The sequence below is a fragment of the Brachybacterium sp. p3-SID1565 genome (assembly GCF_025143785.1).
In the GTDB taxonomy this organism is placed as follows: Bacteria; Actinomycetota; Actinomycetes; order Actinomycetales; family Dermabacteraceae; genus Brachybacterium; species Brachybacterium epidermidis.
On the sequence record NZ_JAMBDS010000006.1, the window covers coordinates 14,631 to 35,171 of the forward strand.

Below are 20,541 nucleotides of genomic sequence, written 5' to 3' on the forward strand. Positions count from 1 at the left end.
GACACGTGATCATGCGTGGTCGCGGCGTTCTCGGGGCCGACGATCTGTTCCCGCTCCTCGCAGGTCAGGAACTCCAGGCGGAAGCGGAACGAAACCCAGGATGCTATACGTGGGGTCGAGGTTCCAGGCAGGGTTGATGGCCCGCCATGCGGGGCTGGAGATGCGGCCGGGGTGGTTCAGGTCACCTACCCTGGTCGCCATGGTGACGACTCTGCCCCACGGTTCCTGGCCCTCCCCGATCAGCGCTGAGCTGCTGGCTACCGGCGGTACGCGGCTCGGCTCCCCCCGGCTGGTGGGCAACGAGGTCTGGTGGACCGAGGGGATCGCCACCGAGGAAGGACGCACAGCGATCGTGCGCACCCCTGGTCCGCTGGCGCTTCCGGGCGTTGGTGGGGGCGTCGAGGGAGTTGCGGGGGGCGAGGCTGCCGTCGAAGCCCCCGTCGCAGAATCCCTCGCTGCAGAAGCCCCCGCACCGGTTACCGTGCTCCCCGCCCCGTACAGCGCCCGCTCCCGGGTGCACGAGTACGGCGGGGCCGCGTGGCTGGCCCTCACCGCGGTCGACCTCGTCGCTGACGGCTCCGACAACCCCCACGACCCCGAGCACCGCCCCGTCGTGGTGTTCGTGAACTTCGTCGATCAGCGCGTGTACTCCTTCATCGAGGGCGAGGAGCCACGCCCGCTCACCCCCATCGGCCCCGAGGTGCCCAGCGCCCACGGCCCGTCCCTGCGCTGGGCCGACCCCATTCCGGTCACGCTCGCCGACGGCACCGTGGAGGTGTGGTGGGTGTGCGAGGACCACACGGGCGGCGAGCAGGGCCCCAGGGCCGGTGAGGACGGCGCCCCGCACATCGAGCGCTACATCGCCGCGGTGCCCCTGGACGGCTCCGGCGCCGCGGACCCCTCGGCGATCCGCCGCGTCACGCCCGCCTCCCGCTTCGTGGCCCACCCCCGGCTCAGCCCCGATGGCACCCACGTGGCGTGGATCAGCTGGGAGCACCCGCAGATGCCGTGGGACGGCACCGAGCTTCACGTGGCACCACTGATCAGCGGCAGTGCCGGTACCGGTGAGGTGATCGCTGGGGACACCGCCACCTCCGTGCTGCAGCCCGAATGGCTCGACGACGGGCACCTCATGTTCATCTCCGACCGGTCCGGCTGGTGGAACCCGTGGGTGTGGTCCGCCGACGACGGCGCCCGTCAGGTGCTGGAGGTGGAGCAGGAGTTCGCCGAGCCGATGTGGAGCATCGGAGCGACGTCCTACCAGGTGATCGACACCGACCATGCCTTGGTCCAGTACGGTCGGGCCGCCACCGGCCTCGCTGTGCTCACCGTCTCCACCGGCAAGCTGCGCGCCCTGGAATGCCCGCTGACCTCGTTCGATGCCGTACAGCGGCGCGAGGACGGCCTGGTGGTGCTGCTCGGCGCCTCGCCCACCGAGTTCCCCGCCCTCCACCTGGCACGGCTCGACGGCCCGGAGGCCTCGCTGTCGCCCCTGGAGCTGCTGCGCTCCTCCCGCTCCGACGCGCCCGAGGAGGCGGTGCTGCCCCGCGGCGAGGCCATCGAGGTGCCCCTGCCGGGCGGTGGCGTGGTCCACGCGATCGTGTACCGCCCCCGCCACGAGTGCTTCACCGGCCCCGAGAACGAGCTGCCCCCGTTCATCGCCCGCGTCCACGGCGGCCCCACCGGCCACGTGCCCCCGGTGCTGAGCCTGCCGGTCGCCTACTACACCTCGCGTGGCCTGGGCGTGGTGGAGGTCAACTACGGCGGCTCCACCGGCTACGGGCGCGCCTACCGCGACCGGCTCAAGGGCCAGTGGGGCGTGGTGGACGTGGCCGACACCGTCGCTGTCATGGACCACCTGGTGGCCCAGGGCATCGCCGACGGGAAGCGCCTGGCGATCGAGGGCGGCAGCGCGGGAGGCTGGACCACTCTGGCGTGCCTGACCCGCACCAGCACCTTCGCCGCTGGGGTCTCCAGCTTCGGTGTGGCCGAACTGGAGCAGTTCCGCCTGGACACCCACGACTTCGAGTCCCGCTACATCGACCAGCTGGTGGGTCCGTACCCGGAGCGGCGCGACCTGTACGTGGAGCGCGCACCGCTCAGCCATGTGGACGAGCTCGAGGTGCCGGTGCTGCTGATGCAGGGCGACGAGGACCGCATCGTCCCGCCCAGCCAGTCCGAGATGGTGCGCGATGCGCTCGCCGCCAAGGGCATCCCGCACGCGTACATCCTGTTCGAGGGGGAGCAGCACGGCTTCCGCAAGGCCTCCAGCATCATCCGCGCCACCGAGGCGGCGCTGTCGTTCTACGGTCAGGTGCTGGGCTTCAGCCCCCTGGACGTGCCGGTGCTCGAGCTGAGGACCAGCGCATGAGCCAGTACTCGTCCCCGCCGCCCGGCCCTGGCCACGAGCCCCAACCGAGCTACGGCCCGCCGCCCGCCCCGGGCCACGGCCCGCAGCAGCAGTACGCGGGCCAGTGGCACGGGCGCACTCCGCCACCGGTCGAGAAGTCGGCACCGGTCACAGCACTGTCCCGCCTGGGGGTCATCCTGGTGGTGCTCCTGGTGGTGGATGGTCTCGTGGAGGGGGCGGGATGGCTGCTGCCGCGTCTGGTGGAGAGCAGCCTGGGACAGTGGATCGCGCTGGGACTGTCGCTGGTCTACGTAGTCATCCTGCTGACAACCCTCGGAGTAGCACTGGCCTGCATGATCGTGGCAATCGTCGCCTTCGTGCGGCTGCCGTCCGGTAGGGCCCGCACCGGCGCCCTGCTGCTGGTCATCGCGGGGGCCGTCGCCTCCGGTGCCGTCACCAGCGGTGCTTCAGGGGATGGACTGCCGCAGGCCGTGGCGATCGGCATGGCGGTGCTGCGAGGGTTGGGCGCTCTGGTCTCCGTCGGGCTCGCGATCGCTGGTCTGATGCGGTTGCGCGTCAATCCCTCTGACCGGAGGCCGTAGGGGGACCATGTACATGGGCCCGTCACGCAGCGGCCGCGACAAGCCCACCCCGCGCAATGCCCGCGCGAAGGGAGCCGCCGGCCGCGACGGGCGGGGCTCGAACGGCGGTGACCTGCCCGATCCGTGGGACCGCTCCGGCTCCCGCGACCGCACTGTGCGTGAGGGCAACCCCCGCTCCGTGGGACTGGACCCGGACGTGCTGGACCAGCTGCCCGGCATCGTCCGGGCCGGTCTGGACAACGACCCGCCGCGCTTCTCCGGGGCCTCCCTGCTGGTGGCCTCCCAGGGCCGCATCGCCTACGAGCACGCCGACGGCTACGCGCTGCGCTGGAAGAACCCCACCGAGCAGCTGCCCGAGGACCAGTGGGTCCCCGCCCGCCAGGACACCATCTATGATCTGGCCTCCATCTCCAAGCTGTTCACCGCCACCGCGGTGATGCAGCTCGTGGAGCGCGGGCAGCTCTCGCTCGAGGACACCGTCGCCTCCCACCTGCCGCGCTTCGGTGAGAACGGCAAGGAGCAGGTGACCATCCAGCACCTGCTCACCCACGTGGGAGGGCTGCCGCCCTTCATCAACCTGTGGCAGGCCTACCCGGATGTGCCCTCCCGCATCGACGCGGCCCTGACGGTGAAGCCCACCGCCGCACCGGGCACGAAGTACGTGTACAGCGACCTCGGCCTGATCGCCCTAGGGCAGGTGGTCGAGGTGATCTCCGGGCAGGGCCTGGACGTGTTCGTGCAGGAGAACATCACTGCACCACTGGGCATGACCGAGACCATGTACAACCCGCCCGCGGAGCTGCTGGACCGCATCGCTGCCACCGAGTACATGACCGTCACCGGCGAGCTGGTGCGCGGCCATGTGCACGACGAGAACGCCTACTCACTCGGCGGGGTGGCCGGTCACGCCGGGGTGTTCTCCACCGCCCGCGACCTGGCCGTCTTCGCCCAGATGTTCCTCAACGGCGGCACCTACGGCGGGGCCCGGGTGCTCCAGACGAGAACCGTCCAGGACATGTTCACCGACCGCATCGCCGAGGTCACCGGGGCCGGCGGGGCTCGCCGCGGCCTGGGCCCGGAGCTGGCCGCCTGGTACTACCACGCCGGCCTCACCAGCCCCTACAGCGGTGCGCACACCGGCTTCACCGGGACCTCCCTGGTGATCGACCCGCTCACCGACACCATCGTGATCATGCTGGCCAACTCGGTGCACCCGACCCGTGAATGGTCCACCACCTCGGTGACCCGGCGTGAGGTCTCCACCTGCGTCGCCCACGCACTCGGCATCGTCCCGAAGAAGGTGCGCGACGGCTGGCACGCCGGCCACGTCGACGGCACCGTCGCCACCCTCACCGCGGCCCTGGACCTGGGCACGGGCGGCCGCCCCAGGGGAGGGAAGGCCAACGACAGCAACGGGCCGGCAGAGCTCACCGCCGAGCTGTTCTACCACCTCGAGGAGGCGTACGACCTGCTCACCGTGGAGGCCTCGGCCGATGACGGCACGACCTGGACGCCCCTGGCCGGCACCCTCACCTCGAAGGATTCCCGCACCATCGACGCCCCCGCCGGCTCCCTGACAGGATGGGGCCGGCGAGCCCGGTGGGACGCCACGTTCCCGCTGGTGGCAGGTGGATCACCGCTCACCGGCGAGGTGCAGCTGCGCCTTACCGCCACCACCGACGGTCTCACCCGGGGCCTCGGTGTCTGGGTGGACCGCATCCAGGTGCGGGCCGCCGGTGGCGGGAAGAAGCTGCTGGACACCCAGCGTGGCCGCGACCGGGATGCTCTCGTGGCCGACGGCTGGGTGAAGGAGTGAGCGGGCTGCTCTCGCCCTGGATCGCGGTCCTGGCCCCCTGGTCGTCGTGGGCGTGGCCCTCGCGTTCCGCCGGCGGCCCGAGCCCCGGCCCGAAGACAGGACGCCGACCGACGGAGACTGACAGCCGCCGTCGGCCCCTACCCGCACGGCGCGGTGTCGGCGTGCGGGCCTACGTGGCGCCGGGTGGGCCGGTCAGGCTTCAGCAGGTCTTGGTGGAACCACCGCGGGGGTACTTGCAGGACTCCAGCAGCTTGCCCGCGGCATTGAAGGTACGTGCAGTGTCGCCGGTGTTGTTCCAGATGTAGCTGGCCTTGCCCCAGTACAGGGTGGTGGCAGAGTTGGTGCCCTTACCGGAACGGATGGTGACCGTCTTCCCGGCAGCCAGTTTGTAGTTCTTCGGGAAGGTGAACACCTGCGGCCCGTCGTCGCGCACCTTGTACCCCGTGAGGTTCAGGGTGGTCTTTCCGACGTTCTTGACCTGGATGTACTCCTGGTTGTAGCCGGCGTTGTTGGCCTTGTCGGCGCCGGGCGGGTCGTAGTGGATCTTGACGATGTCCAGGGGCTTGACCACGGCAGCCTCCGCCGCGGGCATGCCCGCGAGGGGGACGGCCAACAGGGCCAGGGCCGCCAGAGCAGGGGTGATACGGGTACGCAGGGATGCGCGCATGAGAATCTCCGGATGGTGCGGGGGACGACGGATCGCGACCGGGCGCTCGGCGCTGCCACCATCATCGGTGGCTCGCTTCGTCGTCCGAGGCCGCACGGTGGGGACCGGCAGGGGCCTGGTCGAGCCCGGGGATCTCAGCATAAGGCCGGTCGGCCCGCGCGTTCAGGACTTATGACCGGCTCATCCGACCGAATGCACGGTCCGGGGGTGGCGCGAGCGTAGGCGACCAGCGATGATCGACAGGTACGCCGCAGGGTGCGGCGGGTCGCCAGAGCTGCGAGGCAGCGATCGTGACCGCCGCGCCCGCGGTCCCATCGACAGGACGGAGGCGACATGGGCATCTTCGGCTTCATGCGTCGTGACGAAGGCACCAAGACCACCCGCTCGGCCATGAAAGAGGTTCGCAGGGACAAGGCCGCCAAGGGCCGCGGCAAGAAGAAGGCGGAGGTCGAGCAGGAGTCCGGTGGTGCGCTGCAGCGGATGGTCGAGTCCTTCCGCGACATCGGCCTGGACGGGAAGCTGAACTTCTCCTCCGCGCAGACGGTGGCGGACCGCGCCCTGAAGCGAAGCCGCAAGAACCCCGAGAAGGCCGCGCGCCAGATCATTCGCTCGCACCGCCGCGGCGTGACCGTGGGCGGTTTCGCCACGGGCCTGGGCGGTGTGTTCACCCTGGCTGCACTGCTGCCGGCCAACGTGTTCGAGTTCTACGTGCAGGCCACCCGCATGGTGGGTGCCATCGCCGCCGTGCGCGGATATGACCTGGAGGACGAGGAGGTCCGCACGCGCGTGCTGGCCGCCCTGGTGGGAGAGGAGTCCGACGACATCCTCGCCAGCGTGGGCCTGGGGCCGGTGGCCGGTGCCGCCACCCGTCAGATCACCAAGCGCCTGCCGGCCTCGCCGTCCACTGCGGTTGCGGGGGCCATCGGCGGGAGGGTCGTGCGCCGCTTCGGCCTGCGCTCGACCAGGCTGTTCGGCAAGGCCATCCCCGGCCTGGGCGGTGTGATCGGCGCCTGGGGCGATCGTCGTGCGCTCAAGAAGATCGCCGAGACCGCGAAGAAGGACTTCCCGCAGGTCTGAGTCGGTCAGCTCCGCCGAGCCGTGGATCATGAGGCCTATCCGCGCGGATAAGCCCCAGAATCCGCGGCTCGGTGCGTTCCGGGGGCGGACAGGGCTCTCACACGGAGCGCCGGTCCGCTACATCGAGTCCTGCCACGCCTGGTACAGCGCGGCGAAGCGCCCACCTGCGGCCACCAGCTCCTGCGGGGAGCCGTCCTCGACCACCTCACCGCCGTGCACCACCAGCACGCGGTCGGCGATCATCACGGTGGTGAGGCGGTGGGCGATGATCAGCGAGGTGCGGTGCCCCAGCAGCTTGGTCAGGCCCTCCTGCACCATCCGCTCGGAGGGGATGTCCAGCGAGCTGGTGGCCTCGTCCAGGATCAGCACCTTCGGGTCTGCCAGGAAGGCGCGGGCGAAGGAGATCAGCTGCCGCTGACCGGCCGAGACCCGCCCACCGCGCTTGTTCACGTCGGTGTCGTAGCCGTAGGGGAGCTTCTCGATGAACTCGTCGGCCCCGATCGCGGCGGCCGCCGCCCGAATCTCCTCGCGGCTCGCCCCAGGCTTGCCCAGCGCGATGTTGTCGGCCACGGTGCCGGAGAACAGGTACGCCTCCTGGGTGACCATCACGATGTTGTCGGTGAGGTCGTGCATGGAGATGTCCCGCAGGTCCACGCCGTCCAGCCGCACCGCGCCCTCGCTGGGATCGTAGAAGCGGGAGATCAGCTTGGCGACCGTGGACTTCCCGGCGCCCGTCTGTCCCACCAGGGCGACGGTCTGGCCCGCGGGGATATGCAGGTCCAGGGGCTTGAGCACCAGGGGGCCGTCCTCCGTGTACCGGAAGGAGACGCCCTCGAAGTCGATGCGGCCGGTGGAGACCGGCAGCGGCGTGGGCTGGGCGGACTCCTTCACGTGGGGCTGCTCGGCCAGCAGGTTCGCGATCTTCTCCAGCGCCGCGACGGCGGACTGGAAGGCGTTGTAGAAGTTGGCGATCTCGTCGACCGGCTGGAAGAAGCGCCGTGAGTACAGCACCAGTGCCACCAGCACGCCCACCTGCAGGTCACCGGAGAGCACCCGGAAACCACCCACCACCAGCACCGCTGCAATGGTGACGTTGGCCAGGATGCGCAGCGCCGGCTGGTAGATGCCGAACACCTGGATCGAGCGCATCGACGCATCGCGGTAGTCCTGGGCCAGGCGGTCGAACTCGGCCTGGTTGCGGTCCTGCTTGCGGAAGGCCTTCACGGCGCGGATGCCGCTCATGGCCTCCACGAAGTGCACGATCAGTCGCGCGGAGTGGGTGCGGATCGCGCGGTACTCCCGGCTGGAGCGGCGCTGGAACCACACGGTGAGCCACACGCCGGGCACCAGCATCAGCAGCATCACCAGGCCGGTCACCCAGTCCATGCCCACGATCAACACGATCGTGAACACCATGGACAGCGAGGAGCCCACCATGATGTTCACGCCGGAGTCCAGCAGCTCTCGCAGGGCCTCCATGTCGGAGGTCTGGCGGGAGACGATGCGGCCCGAGGTGTAGTGCTCGTGGAACTCGAGATCCTGCTTCTGGGTGAAGCGGAACACGCGGCGCCGCAGCGTGAGCAGCATCTTCTGCCCCACCACCACGGACTGCCGCACGTACCCGAAGGTGAGCACGCCGCCGATGAGGGCGGCGGTCATGTGGAGGATCGTGGCCTGCAGCACCTTGGTGCCGTCACCCTCCAGCAGGGCGGGCAGGCCCTCGTCGATGCCCCAGGCGATGATCGCGGGCCCGGCCACCACGGCCGCCTGCGCGACCACCACCATCACCGCCATCAGCACGAACTGGGCCTTGACGGGGCGCAACAGCTCCATCAGCAGGGTGAAGGAGCGCTGCCGGGAGGCCTTGGCCTCGGCGTCGGTCAGGGCCCCCTGGTCGTCACCGTGGTCATCGGGGCGGCGGGCGGTGGCGGTGGCGCTCATCGCTTGGACTCCGTCCACAGCCCGCGCAGGTCCAGCTCGCCGGTCATCGTCTCGATGTCACGGTCGCGCCGGGCCTCCTCCTCCTGGTTGGCGATCACCCAGCGGTAGCGGGGAGAGCTCTCCATCAGCTCGGCATGGGTGCCGACGGCCACCACCGCCCCGTCGTCCAGCAGCGCCACCCGGTCGGCGAGGGCCACGGTGGAGGTGCGATGGGCGACGATCAGGGTGGTTGTGCCCTTCAGCACCTCCCGCAGGCGACCGGTCACGGTCTCCTCGGTGCGGGTGTCCAGGGCGGAGAGCGGATCGTCCAGCAGCAGCACGGCGGGTCGGGCCGCGATCGCCCTGGCCAGGGCCAGGCGCTGGCGCTGCCCGCCGGACAGGCTCATCCCCTCTTCGCCGATGCGGGTGTCCACACCCTCGGGAAGGTCATGGGCGAAGCCCGCGTCGGCCGTGTCCAGTGCGAGCCGCAGCAGCGCCTCGGACTCCTCCTCGCTGAGAGAGGCGTCGGCGCCCAGCAGCACGTTCTCCCGCACCGAGTCGGAGAACAGTGTGGCGTCCTCGAAGGCCACGGCGGTGAGGGTGCGCAGTTCGGTCAGGTCCATGTCGCGCACGTCCACACCGTCGATGCTGATGGAGCCGGCCGTCACGTCGTACAGGCGCGGCACCAGCTGCAGCAGAGTGGACTTGCCGGAGCCGGTCACGCCGACCAGGGCCATGGTCTCGCCGGGACGCACCTCGAGATCAACGCCGTCCAGCACGTCCTGGACGTGGTCAGGGGCGTCCGCGTACCGGAAGTGCACGCCCTCCATGCGCACCTCGCCGCGGGCATCCGCGGGGTCGACGCGGCGGGGCTGCTCGGGCGAGACGATGGTGTTCTCCTCGTCCATCACTTCGTAGTGGCGGTCCAGGGCGGTGGTGGCGTTGACGGCCTGGCCGAACAGCATGCCCAGCATCCGCACGGGGCCCACCACCAGGGTGGCGGTGGCGAAGTAGGAGGCCAGCTGGCCCACGTTCATGTCACCGCGGGCGGTGAGGTGCAGACCGAGGAACAGGGCCACGCCGAGGGCCAGCTCCGGCAGCATGAACATGAACATGTCGAAGCGGGCGATCGCGGTGGCCTTGCGCACCTCGGTGCGGCGCAGCTCCTCGGCCTGCTCGGTGAAGCCCTCCAGGGCAGAGGGGCCGCGGCCGAAGGCCTTCAGCACGCGGATGCCCTGCACGGACTGCTCGATGGTGGTGGCCAGGTCGCCGTTCTGGTCCTGCGAGAGGCGGGAGAGCACCGAGTACTCGCGGTGGAAGCGGTAGGCGATGACGCTGACCGGGATCGCCGCCACGATGAACACCAGCGCCAGCAGCACCGAGGAGCGCATCAGCAGGATCATGCCCACGATGATGGTGACGGCGCTGGTCACGGCCATGATCATGCCGAAGGCGATCCAGCGGCGGATGGTGTTGATGTCGCCCATCATGCGCGAGAGCAGCTGGCCGGAGCCCCAGTTGTCGTGGAAGGACACCGGCATGTGCTGGACCTTCGCGTAGAACCGCACCCGGATCTGCTTCTCGACCGCGGTGGAGGGGGCCACGGCGAACACGCGCCGCAGGTAGATCAGAGCGGCCTCGAGGACACCCAGGGCCATCACGATCGCGCCGCCGGTCCATACGGTGGCGGCCACGGCGGAGGTCTCCAGGCGGTTGACCACGAACTCGAGCACCTGCGGGATCAGCAGAGCCACGATGGAGGCGGTCAGGGCGCTGAGCAGGCCCAGGTAGAGGCGGAAGCGGATGGGACGGACCGTCTGCCAGAGGCGGCTCATGGTCGCGAACATGGGGGTGAGGGATCCTCGGGGGAAAGTAGTGGGGGATGGTCCCGGGGCGGGCGAGGCCGATCGGGGGACCGGCCGTCGGGACGAGAACCCAGCCTAGTCAAAGATCGGATCGATTCACAGGGCTGTCCCGCCTCCCTGTGCCTCGGTGCGCACTCCGATGACGAACGCCGGGACGGATCGGTGGTCGAATGCCCGGATTCGTCGTCGGTGCCCCGCAGGCGTCCCGCGGATCGTCAGGGCCGTGACGGAGCAGGCGGGGGGAGAGATCAGTCCTCGGCCGGCTCCCATTCGCTGTAGGCCGCGTCGGACAGCAGCGCCGACGCCCCGGCGGACACCCCGGCCACGGTGAGCACCGCAGGCCAGGCCCCGATCTTCTTGGCCAGCGGGTGGGACAGGCCGAAGCCGAGCAGGTAGGTGGCACCCAGTACCGCGGTGGTGGCGGGGCCGCGGCGGGTCAGCCACGTGCGGCCGGCCCAGATCCCGGCCGCGGCCAGCACCACGCCGCCCAGCGGTCGGATCCCGGTCTCGCGCGCGGTGAGCCAGCCACCGATCAGGCCCACCGCGACCACGGGCGCGGTGCTCACCTTCTCGGCGGGCTTGAGGGCCACGGTGTTCGGGCCGGTGTGGGGCAGGGACGGGGTGCGGGAGCTGCGTCGCGAGATGTTCATGGTCCGAGCGTATGTCGCGCGAGAGCCGAGTGTGCTCACTTGCCATACTGGCCATGTCGCCTCTCCCCAAGGCGATGCGTACCGCAGGCCAGGCAAGCCCTCCATGTGTGCGATCGCGCCGTGGGGGCGCACCACCTGGGGCGCTCCCACCAGCTGCCACCGTGGGGTCACCGCCCAGCTGCGGATGCTTCGTGAGCTCACGGAGGACGACGTGTTCAAGCGCCAGGCCGATACCCTCTTCTCCGATTCCTACCTCGCCTGAGGAGCCCACGATGATCCGCATGCGCATGGACCTGTTCGCCGAGTCGCTCCAGATGAGCACCTCGGCGGTGGTGCTGATGCCGCAGGCCGCCGCCGAGATCGGCATGAACGGCACCGATGCGCCCGGGGCGGGGGCGGGGGTCACGTCAGGGCCCGGCGGGCGTGACCGCGACGGCGGTGCCTCGGACGGGGTGCCGGTGCTGTACCTGCTGCACGGCCTCAGTGGCGACTGCACCAGCTGGGAGCGCCGCACCTCGATCGAGCGCTACGCCGGCGAGAAGGGCATCGCCGTGGTGATGCCGGAGGTGCGCCGCTCCTTCTACACCGACGAGGCCGTGGGCGAGAAGTACTGGACCTGGGTGGCCGACGAGCTGCCGCAGCTCATCGCGCGCACCTTTCGTGTCTCCACCGCCAGGGAGGACACCTTCGTGGCGGGCCTGTCGATGGGCGGCTTCGGGGCGTTCAAGCTGGCGCTGAACCGGCCGGGGCAGTTCGCTGCTGCCGCGAGTCTGTCCGGGGTGATGGACCTGGCGGGCCTGGACCTGTCCGAGCACGCGGGCAGCATGGCCCGGCGCATCTGGGATGGCCGCGACATCGCCGGCACCGAGGACGACCTGCTGGGGCTGCTGCGTGCTGCCCACCCCGGGCACATACCGCCGCTGTTTCTGGATTGCGGGACCGAGGACTCGCTGGTGGATGGCAACCGGAAGTTCATCGCGCTCGCCGGGGAACGCGGTCACGACCTCACCTCGCGCCTGCGGCCCGGTGCGCACACCTGGGATTTCTGGGACGAGGGCATCCGCGACGTACTGGACTGGCTGCCCACCCGCGCCCGGTGAACCGCCACCCCGCCCTGTGGATCGCCGCCCATCCTCGTCGACCGCCTGCCCCACCTCGACCCTCGCCCATCGGCTGCGGACCGAACACATCCGGTGCTGCGGGCCGCTGCCGTCTGTACGATGAGCACATGACCAGGAACGACGCTCAGGCAACTCCGCTCAGCCCCGACCTCACGCAGCTGCTGCACACCCTCAACGAAGTGGTGGAGCTGGCACAGCAGGCGGATCGTCGACCGCAGACCGAGCGGATGTCGGTCGTCGTCCCCGCACACCTCGGCGAGACGTGGACCGCGGCACCGGAGGAAACGTTCCGCTTCGCCGCCGTGCGGGCCGACGAGGTGTGGGCCGCCGTCTCGGCACTTCTGGACCTCGAGGGCGATGACGCCGCCGTATGGGGACTGGGCGACGAGAACGGGGGCGGTCTGAGCTCCCTGCGCAGCCTGGTCCATGCCGATTTCACGTACCCGAGCTTCCCGCTGACGGGCCCCACCTACACCACCCTGACCTTTCCGGGCGGGTCCGTCGTGCGCACGCCCATCGTCGCCGTCGCCCTCGCCATGCGGGACGGTGCCCCGCAGGCGATCCTGTTCTCGGCGGCCCAGGACCAGGAGCGCGGGATCCTCACGGTGCTGGGCGACGGGGCCGACGCCACACTCGCCGCGGTCCGCGAGGCGATGGCCGCGAGCTCGCTGCTCTCCGGCCAGGTGGTGGAGCTGCACCTCGACTTCGACGACATCCATGGCACGCACTCCGCACTCACGCTGCTGCCGCGCCCCGAGGTCACGACCGACCAGATCGTCCTGCCCGAGGGACTCCTGGAGCGGGTCACCGACCACGTGCACGGCATCCACGACGCGGCCTCCACCCTGCGAGAGGCCGGTCAGCACCTGCGCCGCGGCGTGCTGCTGTACGGACCGCCCGGAACCGGCAAGACCCTCATGATCAGGCATCTCATGTCCCGCCCGGACGTGACCGCGGTCGTGCTGCGCACCCTGGAGAACGGGCAGATGCGGGCCGCGATGGAACTGGCCCGCTCCGCGCAGCCGGCACTGCTGGTGGTCGAGGACACCGACCTGCTGCTGGGCGAGGGTCCCCACGGCTTCGAAATGCATGCCCTGCTGGAGGAGCTGGACGGCCTGGGCGCGGACGCGGACATCGCGGTGGTGCTGAGCACGAACGACCCCGCCGCGCTGCTGCCGTCCCTGAACCATCGGCCCGGCCGCATCGACCTGCAGGTCGAGGTGCCCCTGCCGGACGTCGAGGCCCGCGAGAAGCTGTTCGCCCTCTACGGTGCACCGCTGGACCTGCCGTCGGCGGACCTGCTGGCCGCCGCGGAAGCCACCGATGGTGCCAGCGGTGCATGGATCCGCGAGGTGGTGCGCCGCGAGGTGCTCGCTGCGGCCCGGGACCACCGGGACCCGTCCGGTGCCGGGCTGCTGGAGTGCATCGCCGGGATGCGCCGCGATGACGAGGCCGTGCTGTCCTCGGTGCGCGGTGCCGCCGACCATCTCGACGATGACGCGGACGAGGACGGTTTCGACGAGGGTGAGGGCTACCGGTAGAGCGTGCCTGGCGCTCAGCCGCCCAGGAGGGCCAGTGCCAGCAGCAGTGCGTAGAACATTGCTTCGCCGATCAGTCCGGCCACGCCGGGTGGGCTGAGCAGGCGGGCCTGCTTCTTCGTCTGCTCTGCGGGAGGGGCGGTGCTCGACGCCCGCCAGGACGCCACTGCGATGCCGCTGAGCAGGGCAAGGGCCAGCAGCCACACCGCCCACCACAGCGAGGAGTCCACCAGGCCCACCAGGCCCATGATCCCGATCAGGGTCGCGCAGGAGAGGCCCTCGGAGAGGATTCGTCGCGGATGGTGGTGGTAGCGCCACAGGCGGTAGGCGGCGCTGAGGATCATGATCCCGACGACGATCGGGACCAGGAGCGGGGCCAGTTCGCGGAGGGTGTTCACAGCTCCACCGCCCCGGTGAGGACCTGGAGGGCGATCGCATCGAGAGATCGCGCGGTGTCGCTCAGCATGACGATCCCCCGACCGGTCCCCTCGTGCCAGCCGACGAATGACGCGTAGCCGCTGGTCATGCCGTTGTGCCAGATCGTGGGATCTCGCTCGTCGATGGGGTCGTGCATCCAGTTCACGGCCACGCTGCGGCCGTCGTCGGGCCCTTCATGCAGCAGATGCCGGGAGAAGTCACCTCCCGGTCCGCTTCCGTCCATCACCGCCTGCATGTAGAGCGCCATGTCGGCCCCCGTGGACCAGATGCCGCCGGCCGGTGCCGCGCCGTTCATGGTCCACGGCGCGGCCTTGAGACCTGCCCTGGTGTGCCCACGATGCGCGTCCTGGTGGAGTTTCCCCGGCAGGATCGGCGCGTACGTACTGGTCAGGCCCAAAGGTTCGGCCACGCGCTCGGCCAGCAGCTGCTCGTACGGGATACCGGCAGCCTTCGCCACCAGCTGCCCTTCGAGGGCCACCCCGTGGTTGGAGTAGGACATCTCACCGCGGCCGGTGGGGGAGACCGCGAGGGCGTCGGCGATGACCTGCTCGGCGCCCCGGGCGCTGTAGGGGTCGTGGCGCAGGAAGCTGGATGCGAAAAATCGGGGCAGCCAGCGGGTGGCGACCGAGGGGATACCTGCTGTGTGGGACGCGAGCTCGGCGAGGGACACGTCGGCGATGTCGCTGCCGTCGGCCTGGGAGCCCAGCACGTCCGCCACGGTGGTCTCGTAGGTCACTTCGCCGCGGTCCACCGCGTCGGCCAGCAGGGCACCGGTGAATGTCTTGGAGACCGAGCCGATCTCGAAGCGTCGCTCCGGGTCGGCGCCGAAGCCGGCGAAACGGGGCTCGGAGCCGGGCTCCAGCAGGACGATCGAAACGGCGCGATGCCCGTCGAGGTGCTCGGCGAGGGCGGAGGTGATCTGCTCGTCCCCCTGGGGCTCGCCGAGGCCGGCGGGGCGGGGTGCGGTGAGGGCGGTCATGCCCAGCAGCGTGCCGGCTGCGGGGATGCCGGCCGCCAGCACGGTGCGGCGGGGGACGGGGCCGGGCTCGTCGGTGTCATGACGATCGTGTCCATCGGACATGCTCATACCTTCTCGAGTGCGGTGATGATGGTCAGCAGGGGGATGATCCGGGAGACGGGGATGGTCCAGGTGCCGCGGCGCGGGGACGCCACCCAGCCGCCGTTCTGGAGCGCGGAGAGGTGGTGGTAGGCCACACCCGTCGAGGCCAGGTCCAGTTCGTCGACCAGCTGCGCGACGGTGTGCTCGGCATCCAGCAGGCGACGCAGGATCGTCAGGCGCAGCGGATGCCCCAGCGCGGTGACCGCCTCGGCGTGCTCGGCCCAGTCGGCCTCCAGCAGGTGCTCGGTGGTGCGGCCCCACTGGTAGTCGACGTGCCCCATGCCCACGTCGACGCTTCCCGCGTAGGTGACGCCACCGGGGGCAGGGACGCGGGCCTGCTGGCCGCGCAGGGCCCAGAACGGGTCCTCGTCGGCAGGGGACGCCGGCGTGGTCGAGGCCGCACGAGCGCCGGGGGCCGGCGCAGGCTGGGGGCCATCGGGTCCGGATGGGCCGGGCACGGCGTCGGCCCCCGCCGCCGACAAGAGCGCGGCTACCTGCTGCTCGAGCCGGGCCACGCGTGAGGCGAGGTCCTCGACCGCGGTCGGGGTCTGCTCACCGCTCATGTCCCACCTCCCGGAGCGACGGCATGCATCGCACCCACCCTGGATTACGTTTCTACGGAAAACCGTAACACCACGGTCATCCAGTGCATAGAGTGTGGATGTGATGGCTTGGTGGCGGGTTTCTGGGATCACTCAGTGGCGGTGCAGGCGCGGTCAGGTGTCGGCCGTGGTGCGGCGCAGCTCGCGGTAGATGGTGGTGCGGGAGACGTTGAACAGCTCGGCGAGCTCGGCTTGGGTGTGTTCGCCGGCCGTGTACAACGTCAGCAGGTGCTTGTGCTGAGAGGGCGAGAGCTTGGGCTTCTTGCCTTTGAGTTTGCCCTTGGATCTGGCGATGGCCATGCCCTCGCGGGTGCGTAGGCGGATGAGGTCGGCCTCGAATTCGGCCACCATGCCGAGCACGTTGAAGAGCAGCCGGCCGACGGCGTCGTTGGGGTCGTAGACGCTGCCGCCGAGGCTGAGTGCGACTCCCTTGATGGTGAGCTCGTCGGCGATGTCCCTCGCGTCCGGGAGCGAGCGGGCCAGCCGGTCGAGCTTGGTCACCACCAGGGTGTCGCCCTCCCGGGTCGCGGCCAGTGCCTCGCGCAGCCCGGGCCGGGCGCGGTTCGTTCCCGTTAGGCCGTGGTCGAAGTAGATGTCCTTTTTCTCGACTCCAAGGCGCTCGAGTGCTTCCTGTTGGGCGGAAAGGTCTCGCTCGAGAGTCGAGACGCGCGCGTAGCCAACATGCATGTCCCCATTGTTGCAGTTACCCTCCCCTCACCGCCCATGTCACCGTACGGGTCTTGCGTACATGGGGGACTGGTGCACGGTTGGGTGACAGCTGGGGTTAGGCCGCCAGTGTGACGGTCGGGTTCATGATGGTCTCGTATTCGATGGGGGTCAACCGGCGCAGGCCATCTTGTCGGCGGCGGCGGTGGTAGGTCCGTTCGATCCAGGTGGTTATCGCGATCCGGAGCTCTTCTCGGGTGCGCCACCGCTTGCGGTCCAGGACGTTCTTCTGCAGCAGCGCGAAGAAGGACTCCATCGCGGCGTTGTCGCCGGCGGCACCGACCTGGCCCATTGATCCGATGAGGTGATGGCGGTGCAGAGCACGCACGAACTTCCTGGCTCGAAACTGCGACCCTCGATCCGAATGGACGATACAACCGGCCGTGTCGCTGCGGCGGATCACGGCGTTGTCCAGGGCGTTCACCGCGAGTCGGGACTTCATCCTGGAGTCCATGGAGTAACCCACGATCCGGTTCGAGAACACGTCCTTGATCGCGCAGAGGTAGAGCTTTCCCTCGTCGGTGGGATGCTCGGTGATATCGGTCAGCCAGAGTTCGTTGACGTCATCGGCGGTGAAGTCCCGCTGGACCAGGTCGTCATGCACGGCCGGGCCGGACCGCTTCCCGTTCTTTCCCCGCTTCTTCCCGAAAGCGGAGAACCACTGGTTGTCTCGGCAGATCCGCCACGCAGTCCGCCGACACATCACCTCCCCGGCGTCGGCAGCCTCGTCGGCCAGCAGTCGGTAGCCGAAGGTGTCATCGTCGCGGTGCGCGTCGAACAGGGCGTTGGCCCGGTAGGCCTCGACCAGCTCGGCCGCAGTGACCTGTTGTTTCCGCCAGCGGTAGTAGGGCTGGCGAGAGAGCTTCAGGACCCGCAGGGACACCGCGACGGGGATCCCGTCGGCGGCGAGCTCGCTCACGAGCGGGTAGTACCTTTTCCCGGCAGGTTCGCCTGGGAGAGGTAGGCAGCGGCACGGCGGAGGACCTCGTTCTCCTGCTCGAGCAGCCGGTTCCGGCGACGAAGCTCGCGCAGTTCGGTCGACTCTTCCCGGGTCTTGCCGGGTCGGTTTCCGTCCTCGACGTCGGCCTGGCGCATCCAGTTCGTCAGGCACGACTCGGAGATCCCGAAGTCCCGCGCGATCTGGGAGAGCTTCTGGCCAGGTTCACGGTTCCTCGCGACGCGCACGACGTCGTCGCGGAACTCCTGGGGGTAGGGAGCAGGCATGATGCACATCCTTCCCTGCGACGCTCCTCAGCGCCACAGATGATGTGTCACCTACCCGTGCACCAGTCCCTGGCGATCACTCGCAAGAAGTCGTCGAGGACTGAGCTCGCTCGACGTACGGTGGAGGATCCCCTTACGGGCATGCGATCTGGTCTGACGCCTGTGACAGAGCGTTCAGTGCACGCTGTATAGTTCAGTGCATGCTGACTATTGCTTCGCGTCTCGACGTGATGAACCGCCTGGGTCGTGCACTGGCCGACCCCACTCGATCCCGGATCATCTTGACCCTGCTCGACCATCCCGCTTACCCGGCGGAACTGGCCCGAGATCTGGACCTGACACGCCCGAACGTGTCCAACCACCTGGCATGCCTGCGCGATTGCGGGATCGTCGTCTCCGAGCCCGAGGGTCGTCGGACACGATATGAGATCGCCGATTCGCACCTGGCGCAGGCGCTGACGGCACTGGTCGATGCCACCCTGGCAGTGGACGAAGACGCCCCGTGCATCGATCCCGCCTGCTCGCTTCCCGGATGCGACGCAGCTGGGGAGGGCGCATGATCCTCACCTCGGTCTTGCAGGCGATGGGCCTGTTCGCAGCGACCAACATCGACGACATCATCGTGCTCTCCCTCTTCTTCGCGCGAGGGGCAGGCCAGCGCGGCACTACCGCCCGCATTCTGGCCGGCCAGTACCTCGGATTCGCCGGCATCCTCGGTGCCGCGGTCCTGGTGACCATCGGCGCCGGAGCATTCCTGCCCTCGGCAGCCATCCCGTACTTCGGTCTCATCCCTCTGGGCCTCGGCCTCTGGGCCGCATGGCAGGCCTGGCGCGGAGACGATGACGACGATGACGACGAGGCCAAGGTTGCCGGCAAGAAGGTCGGCGTGTGGACAGTCGCTGGCGTCACCCTTGCCAACGGCGGCGACAACATCGGCGTCTACACCCCTGTCTTCCTCAGCGTGGAACCTCTCGCAGTAGTCGCCTACTGCATCGTCTTCCTCGCGCTCGTCGCGGTCCTGGTGGCCCTGGCAAAGTTCGTCGCCACCCGCCCCCCGATCGCCGAAGTGCTCGAACGCTGGGAGGACATCCTCTTCCCCATCGTTCTCATCGGCCTCGGCATCGTGATCCTCGTCAGCGGCGGAGCCTTCGGACTCTGACGTAGCGGCAGCGATCCAAACGGCCCCCAACCGGGCGCACCCCTCTCGGTTCAGACCGCGACACCTACCTGCAGCCAGTCCTGCGTGATCGCGGCAACGAGACCGCCACGGAGCGCTGCAAAAACCCCGCCACCAAGCGAACGAAGCCACCGGAGCACCCGTCGCAGAACCTGTTCCGAAACCGTGAACGATCCACAACCCCCTCCGGCCGGCCGCCGGCCATGACCCCCGAGAAGATCGAGGCCGCCATGCGCCTACGTAATAGCGGCCAGAGCCTCGCACAGATTGCCAGTGCCCTCGAGGTCAGCAAGTCGACCATCCATCGCGCCCTCGCCCCCTCCGACGGTAGCCGCACCCAGGAAGCCAGCTAGCGCGTCCCGACCCTTCTTTCCCCCATCACGGGTGTGGCCGGGTGGGGACTGCCTCAGGCGGGCGGTGTCACCGTGCTGGGGACTGGTACGCCTCCGCCAAGGGGCGCAGCACGGTCTCCAGGTGGGCGATGACCTGCGGGGCGCTCTGGCCGGCATCGAGCATGCGGGTGCCGCTGTGGATCATTGCGTTGATCAGCTCGGCCACGTCCTCCGGTGCGGGGACACCGATCTCCACCAGCGTCGCCACCAGCGGCTCCTGCACCGCACGGTGCATCTGATCGGCATGTTCGCCCACGCCCTCACCCGGGGCCATGGCGGCCAGCGCGGAGCCGATGGCGTGGGAGCCCTCAGCGACCAGCTCGATGTTCGCGGCTGCGTACGCGAGGATCCGATCACCCGGCGTGGGGGCGGTGCGCATGGCGGCGGCGATCCGTTCGGTCCAGCGGGGGAACACGTCCCGCACCAGTGCCTGCAGCAGCGCCTTGTGGGAGGAGAAGTACTGGTAGACGCTGGGGCGGGCCAGGCCCGCACGCGCAGCCACCTGCGCCATGGTGGGTGCCTCTCCGGTCTCCTCGAGGATCGCGTGAGCGGCATCGAGCAGAGCCCGCTCCTGGGCGGCGCGATGCTCTGCCACGGAGGGGGCATTGATGCGCGGCATGGCAGGCCTTTCAGGAAGGGCGGCCCGGGGCCGTTCGGGCTGCAGGTGTGCTGGCCGGGTCAGGATACGGGGCCCGGTGAGGCCGGGGCCTGGTTCCAAGGCCAGCAGCGGCAGCGGATCGAAGCCGCCCTTCCCACTGCGTCTCTGACCGGCCAGGCGGTGCATCAGGCGCAGCTGATCGGCGGCCGTGAGGGCGATCTCCGGCCAGGCCCAGCCCGGCGCACCCACCCAGGAGCAGGTAGCGTCGGTCGTGAGTTCCGTACCCCACGTCGTTGTCCCGCATCCCAGTGAAGGAGCATCCATGGCCACCTACGCCGTCACCTACCGCTACGTCGACGATGCCGCCCGTCTCGACGAGGTCCGGCCCGAGCACCGCGCCTTCCTGCGGGAGCAGTACGAGGCCGGCCGCCTGCTGCTGTCCGGGCCGCTGGCCGACGGTGACCCGGGCGCCCTGCTGATCGTGCGCGGTGATGACGTTCAGGACGCCCAGGGCGTGCTGGCCGACGACCCCTTCCGCCGGGAAGGACTGATCGCCGAGGCCACGATGCGCACCTGGAACGTGGTGATCGGGGAGTTCGCTCGGCGGAGCTGACCGAAAGCGAGCCCGGCGGGACCCCCGGGGGCGCATCAGATGTGC

Annotated in this window: 21 protein-coding genes; 11 read left to right on the plus strand and 10 right to left on the minus strand. The window is 69.7% G+C overall.

The features are described 5' to 3' along the window. Window positions 1–199: 199 nt before the first annotated feature. The 3 genes from M4D54_RS02670 to M4D54_RS02680 are packed head-to-tail and all read left to right on the plus strand — an operon-like array spanning window position 200 to window position 4,768. Window positions 200–2,371 carry a prolyl oligopeptidase family serine peptidase gene (locus M4D54_RS02670; RefSeq protein ID WP_259890189.1) on the plus strand — a complete coding sequence of 724 codons (2,172 nt, stop codon included), beginning with the start codon at window positions 200–202 and terminating at the stop codon, window positions 2,369–2,371. Then, entirely contained in the window at window positions 2,368–2,952 is a 585-nt protein-coding gene (locus M4D54_RS02675; RefSeq protein WP_259890190.1) for a hypothetical protein, read from the plus strand. Before M4D54_RS02670 ends, M4D54_RS02675 begins: the two co-directional genes overlap by 4 nt. Window positions 2,953–2,965: 13 nt before the next feature. Further along, window positions 2,966–4,768 carry a serine hydrolase gene (locus M4D54_RS02680; protein WP_259890191.1) on the plus strand — a complete coding sequence of 601 codons (1,803 nt, stop codon included), beginning with the start codon at window positions 2,966–2,968 and terminating at the stop codon, window positions 4,766–4,768. A 199-nt stretch (window positions 4,769–4,967) separates the two neighbouring features. Here M4D54_RS02680 and M4D54_RS02685 read toward each other — a convergent pair whose 3' ends face one another. Continuing rightward, window positions 4,968–5,435, minus strand: a complete 468-nt coding sequence (locus M4D54_RS02685) for a lamin tail domain-containing protein (protein ID WP_259890192.1) — start codon at window positions 5,433–5,435, stop codon at window positions 4,968–4,970. A gap of 333 nt (window positions 5,436–5,768) precedes the next feature. On the opposite strand from M4D54_RS02685, the gene M4D54_RS02690 reads away from it, so the two are divergent. After that, entirely contained in the window at window positions 5,769–6,512 is a 744-nt protein-coding gene (locus M4D54_RS02690; RefSeq protein WP_259890193.1) for an EcsC family protein, read from the plus strand. A 117-nt stretch (window positions 6,513–6,629) separates the two neighbouring features. Here the strand turns inward: M4D54_RS02690 and M4D54_RS02695 are convergent, their stop codons facing one another. The 3 genes from M4D54_RS02695 to M4D54_RS02705 all read right to left on the minus strand — a co-directional run bounded on the left by M4D54_RS02695 (window position 6,630) and on the right by M4D54_RS02705 (window position 10,947). Then, the gene (locus M4D54_RS02695; protein WP_259890194.1) at window positions 6,630–8,453 is read right to left on the minus strand and encodes an ABC transporter ATP-binding protein; all 1,824 of its coding nucleotides are present in this window, start codon (window positions 8,451–8,453) and stop codon (window positions 6,630–6,632) included. Continuing rightward, entirely contained in the window at window positions 8,450–10,279 is a 1,830-nt protein-coding gene (locus M4D54_RS02700) for an ABC transporter ATP-binding protein (protein ID WP_193865092.1), read from the minus strand. The genes M4D54_RS02695 and M4D54_RS02700 overlap by 4 nt, the downstream gene beginning before the upstream one ends. A gap of 266 nt (window positions 10,280–10,545) precedes the next feature. Further along, window positions 10,546–10,947, minus strand: a complete 402-nt coding sequence (locus M4D54_RS02705; protein ID WP_228018781.1) for a hypothetical protein — start codon at window positions 10,945–10,947, stop codon at window positions 10,546–10,548. Between the two features lie 103 nt (window positions 10,948–11,050). On the opposite strand from M4D54_RS02705, the gene M4D54_RS02710 reads away from it, so the two are divergent. The 3 genes from M4D54_RS02710 to M4D54_RS02720 all read left to right on the plus strand — a co-directional run bounded on the left by M4D54_RS02710 (window position 11,051) and on the right by M4D54_RS02720 (window position 13,609). Next, window positions 11,051–11,209: a hypothetical protein gene (locus tag M4D54_RS02710; RefSeq protein ID WP_193865093.1), complete on the plus strand. Its 159-nt coding sequence runs from the start codon at window positions 11,051–11,053 to the stop codon at window positions 11,207–11,209. Between the two features lie 10 nt (window positions 11,210–11,219). Beyond that, window positions 11,220–12,047, plus strand: coding sequence for an alpha/beta hydrolase family protein (locus M4D54_RS02715; RefSeq protein WP_193865094.1), 828 nt, complete (start codon window positions 11,220–11,222; stop codon window positions 12,045–12,047). A gap of 128 nt (window positions 12,048–12,175) precedes the next feature. Further along, window positions 12,176–13,609, plus strand: a complete 1,434-nt coding sequence (locus M4D54_RS02720) for an AAA family ATPase (RefSeq protein WP_193865095.1) — start codon at window positions 12,176–12,178, stop codon at window positions 13,607–13,609. Window positions 13,610–13,623: 14 nt separating this feature from the next. Here M4D54_RS02720 and M4D54_RS02725 read toward each other — a convergent pair whose 3' ends face one another. The 5 genes from M4D54_RS02725 to M4D54_RS02745 form a co-directional block, all read right to left on the minus strand. After that, window positions 13,624–14,004: a hypothetical protein gene (locus M4D54_RS02725; RefSeq protein ID WP_193865096.1), complete on the minus strand. Its 381-nt coding sequence runs from the start codon at window positions 14,002–14,004 to the stop codon at window positions 13,624–13,626. Then, on the minus strand, window positions 14,001–15,125 hold the full coding sequence (locus M4D54_RS02730) for a serine hydrolase (protein ID WP_259890197.1): 1,125 nt from the start codon (window positions 15,123–15,125) through the stop codon (window positions 14,001–14,003). Before M4D54_RS02730 ends, M4D54_RS02725 begins: the two co-directional genes overlap by 4 nt. Before the next feature lie 2 nt (window positions 15,126–15,127). Continuing rightward, window positions 15,128–15,727 carry a helix-turn-helix domain-containing protein gene (locus M4D54_RS02735; RefSeq protein WP_193865097.1) on the minus strand — a complete coding sequence of 200 codons (600 nt, stop codon included), beginning with the start codon at window positions 15,725–15,727 and terminating at the stop codon, window positions 15,128–15,130. A 153-nt stretch (window positions 15,728–15,880) separates the two neighbouring features. Further along, complete coding sequence (locus M4D54_RS02740; RefSeq protein WP_193865098.1) at window positions 15,881–16,453, minus strand: recombinase family protein; 573 nt, start codon at window positions 16,451–16,453, stop codon at window positions 15,881–15,883. A 97-nt stretch (window positions 16,454–16,550) separates the two neighbouring features. Further along, a protein-coding gene (locus M4D54_RS02745) for an IS3 family transposase (protein ID WP_228018783.1) occupies window positions 16,551–17,716 on the minus strand; the annotation gives its coding sequence in 2 pieces (ribosomal slippage) (window positions 16,551–17,429 and window positions 17,432–17,716; 1,164 coding nt in all). 200 nt (window positions 17,717–17,916) lie between these two features. Between M4D54_RS02745 and M4D54_RS02750 the strand changes: the two genes are divergently transcribed. The 3 genes from M4D54_RS02750 to M4D54_RS13850 all read left to right on the plus strand — a co-directional run bounded on the left by M4D54_RS02750 (window position 17,917) and on the right by M4D54_RS13850 (window position 19,246). After that, complete coding sequence (locus tag M4D54_RS02750; RefSeq protein WP_006590980.1) at window positions 17,917–18,276, plus strand: helix-turn-helix transcriptional regulator; 360 nt, start codon at window positions 17,917–17,919, stop codon at window positions 18,274–18,276. Continuing rightward, on the plus strand, window positions 18,273–18,875 hold the full coding sequence (locus M4D54_RS02755; protein WP_193865099.1) for a cadmium resistance transporter: 603 nt from the start codon (window positions 18,273–18,275) through the stop codon (window positions 18,873–18,875). Before M4D54_RS02750 ends, M4D54_RS02755 begins: the two co-directional genes overlap by 4 nt. A 170-nt stretch (window positions 18,876–19,045) precedes the next feature. Next, a complete protein-coding gene (locus M4D54_RS13850) occupies window positions 19,046–19,246 on the plus strand; it encodes a helix-turn-helix domain-containing protein (RefSeq protein ID WP_396121467.1) in 201 nt (66 codons plus the stop codon). A gap of 67 nt (window positions 19,247–19,313) precedes the next feature. Here M4D54_RS13850 and M4D54_RS02760 read toward each other — a convergent pair whose 3' ends face one another. Beyond that, window positions 19,314–20,132 (minus strand): TetR/AcrR family transcriptional regulator, encoded by an 819-nt coding sequence (locus tag M4D54_RS02760; protein WP_259890200.1) that lies wholly within the window; start codon window positions 20,130–20,132, stop codon window positions 19,314–19,316. A gap of 73 nt (window positions 20,133–20,205) precedes the next feature. On the opposite strand from M4D54_RS02760, the gene M4D54_RS02765 reads away from it, so the two are divergent. Next, window positions 20,206–20,496: a YciI family protein gene (locus M4D54_RS02765; RefSeq protein ID WP_193865101.1), complete on the plus strand. Its 291-nt coding sequence runs from the start codon at window positions 20,206–20,208 to the stop codon at window positions 20,494–20,496. The last annotated feature ends 45 nt before the right edge of the window (window positions 20,497–20,541 follow it).

What these genes read in the sequence shown, in the direction of transcription:
- M4D54_RS02670 (WP_259890189.1), top strand. Translation starts at nt 200, where the DNA reads ATGGTGACGACTCTGCCCCACGGTTCCTGGCCCTCCCCGATCAGCGCT.
- M4D54_RS02675 (WP_259890190.1), top strand. Translation starts at nt 2,368, where the DNA reads ATGAGCCAGTACTCGTCCCCGCCGCCCGGCCCTGGCCACGAGCCCCAA.
- M4D54_RS02680 (WP_259890191.1), top strand. Translation starts at nt 2,966, where the DNA reads ATGGGCCCGTCACGCAGCGGCCGCGACAAGCCCACCCCGCGCAATGCC.
- M4D54_RS02685 (WP_259890192.1), bottom strand. Translation starts at nt 5,435, where the DNA reads ATGCGCGCATCCCTGCGTACCCGTATCACCCCTGCTCTGGCGGCCCTG.
- M4D54_RS02690 (WP_259890193.1), top strand. Translation starts at nt 5,769, where the DNA reads ATGGGCATCTTCGGCTTCATGCGTCGTGACGAAGGCACCAAGACCACC.
- M4D54_RS02695 (WP_259890194.1), bottom strand. Translation starts at nt 8,453, where the DNA reads ATGAGCGCCACCGCCACCGCCCGCCGCCCCGATGACCACGGTGACGAC.
- M4D54_RS02700 (WP_193865092.1), bottom strand. Translation starts at nt 10,279, where the DNA reads ATGTTCGCGACCATGAGCCGCCTCTGGCAGACGGTCCGTCCCATCCGC.
- M4D54_RS02705 (WP_228018781.1), bottom strand. Translation starts at nt 10,947, where the DNA reads ATGAACATCTCGCGACGCAGCTCCCGCACCCCGTCCCTGCCCCACACC.
- M4D54_RS02710 (WP_193865093.1), top strand. Translation starts at nt 11,051, where the DNA reads ATGTGTGCGATCGCGCCGTGGGGGCGCACCACCTGGGGCGCTCCCACC.
- M4D54_RS02715 (WP_193865094.1), top strand. Translation starts at nt 11,220, where the DNA reads ATGATCCGCATGCGCATGGACCTGTTCGCCGAGTCGCTCCAGATGAGC.
- M4D54_RS02720 (WP_193865095.1), top strand. Translation starts at nt 12,176, where the DNA reads ATGACCAGGAACGACGCTCAGGCAACTCCGCTCAGCCCCGACCTCACG.
- M4D54_RS02730 (WP_259890197.1), bottom strand. Translation starts at nt 15,125, where the DNA reads ATGTCCGATGGACACGATCGTCATGACACCGACGAGCCCGGCCCCGTC.
- M4D54_RS02735 (WP_193865097.1), bottom strand. Translation starts at nt 15,727, where the DNA reads ATGAGCGGTGAGCAGACCCCGACCGCGGTCGAGGACCTCGCCTCACGC.
- M4D54_RS02740 (WP_193865098.1), bottom strand. Translation starts at nt 16,453, where the DNA reads ATGCATGTTGGCTACGCGCGCGTCTCGACTCTCGAGCGAGACCTTTCC.
- M4D54_RS02750 (WP_006590980.1), top strand. Translation starts at nt 17,917, where the DNA reads ATGCTGACTATTGCTTCGCGTCTCGACGTGATGAACCGCCTGGGTCGT.
- M4D54_RS02755 (WP_193865099.1), top strand. Translation starts at nt 18,273, where the DNA reads ATGATCCTCACCTCGGTCTTGCAGGCGATGGGCCTGTTCGCAGCGACC.
- M4D54_RS02765 (WP_193865101.1), top strand. Translation starts at nt 20,206, where the DNA reads ATGGCCACCTACGCCGTCACCTACCGCTACGTCGACGATGCCGCCCGT.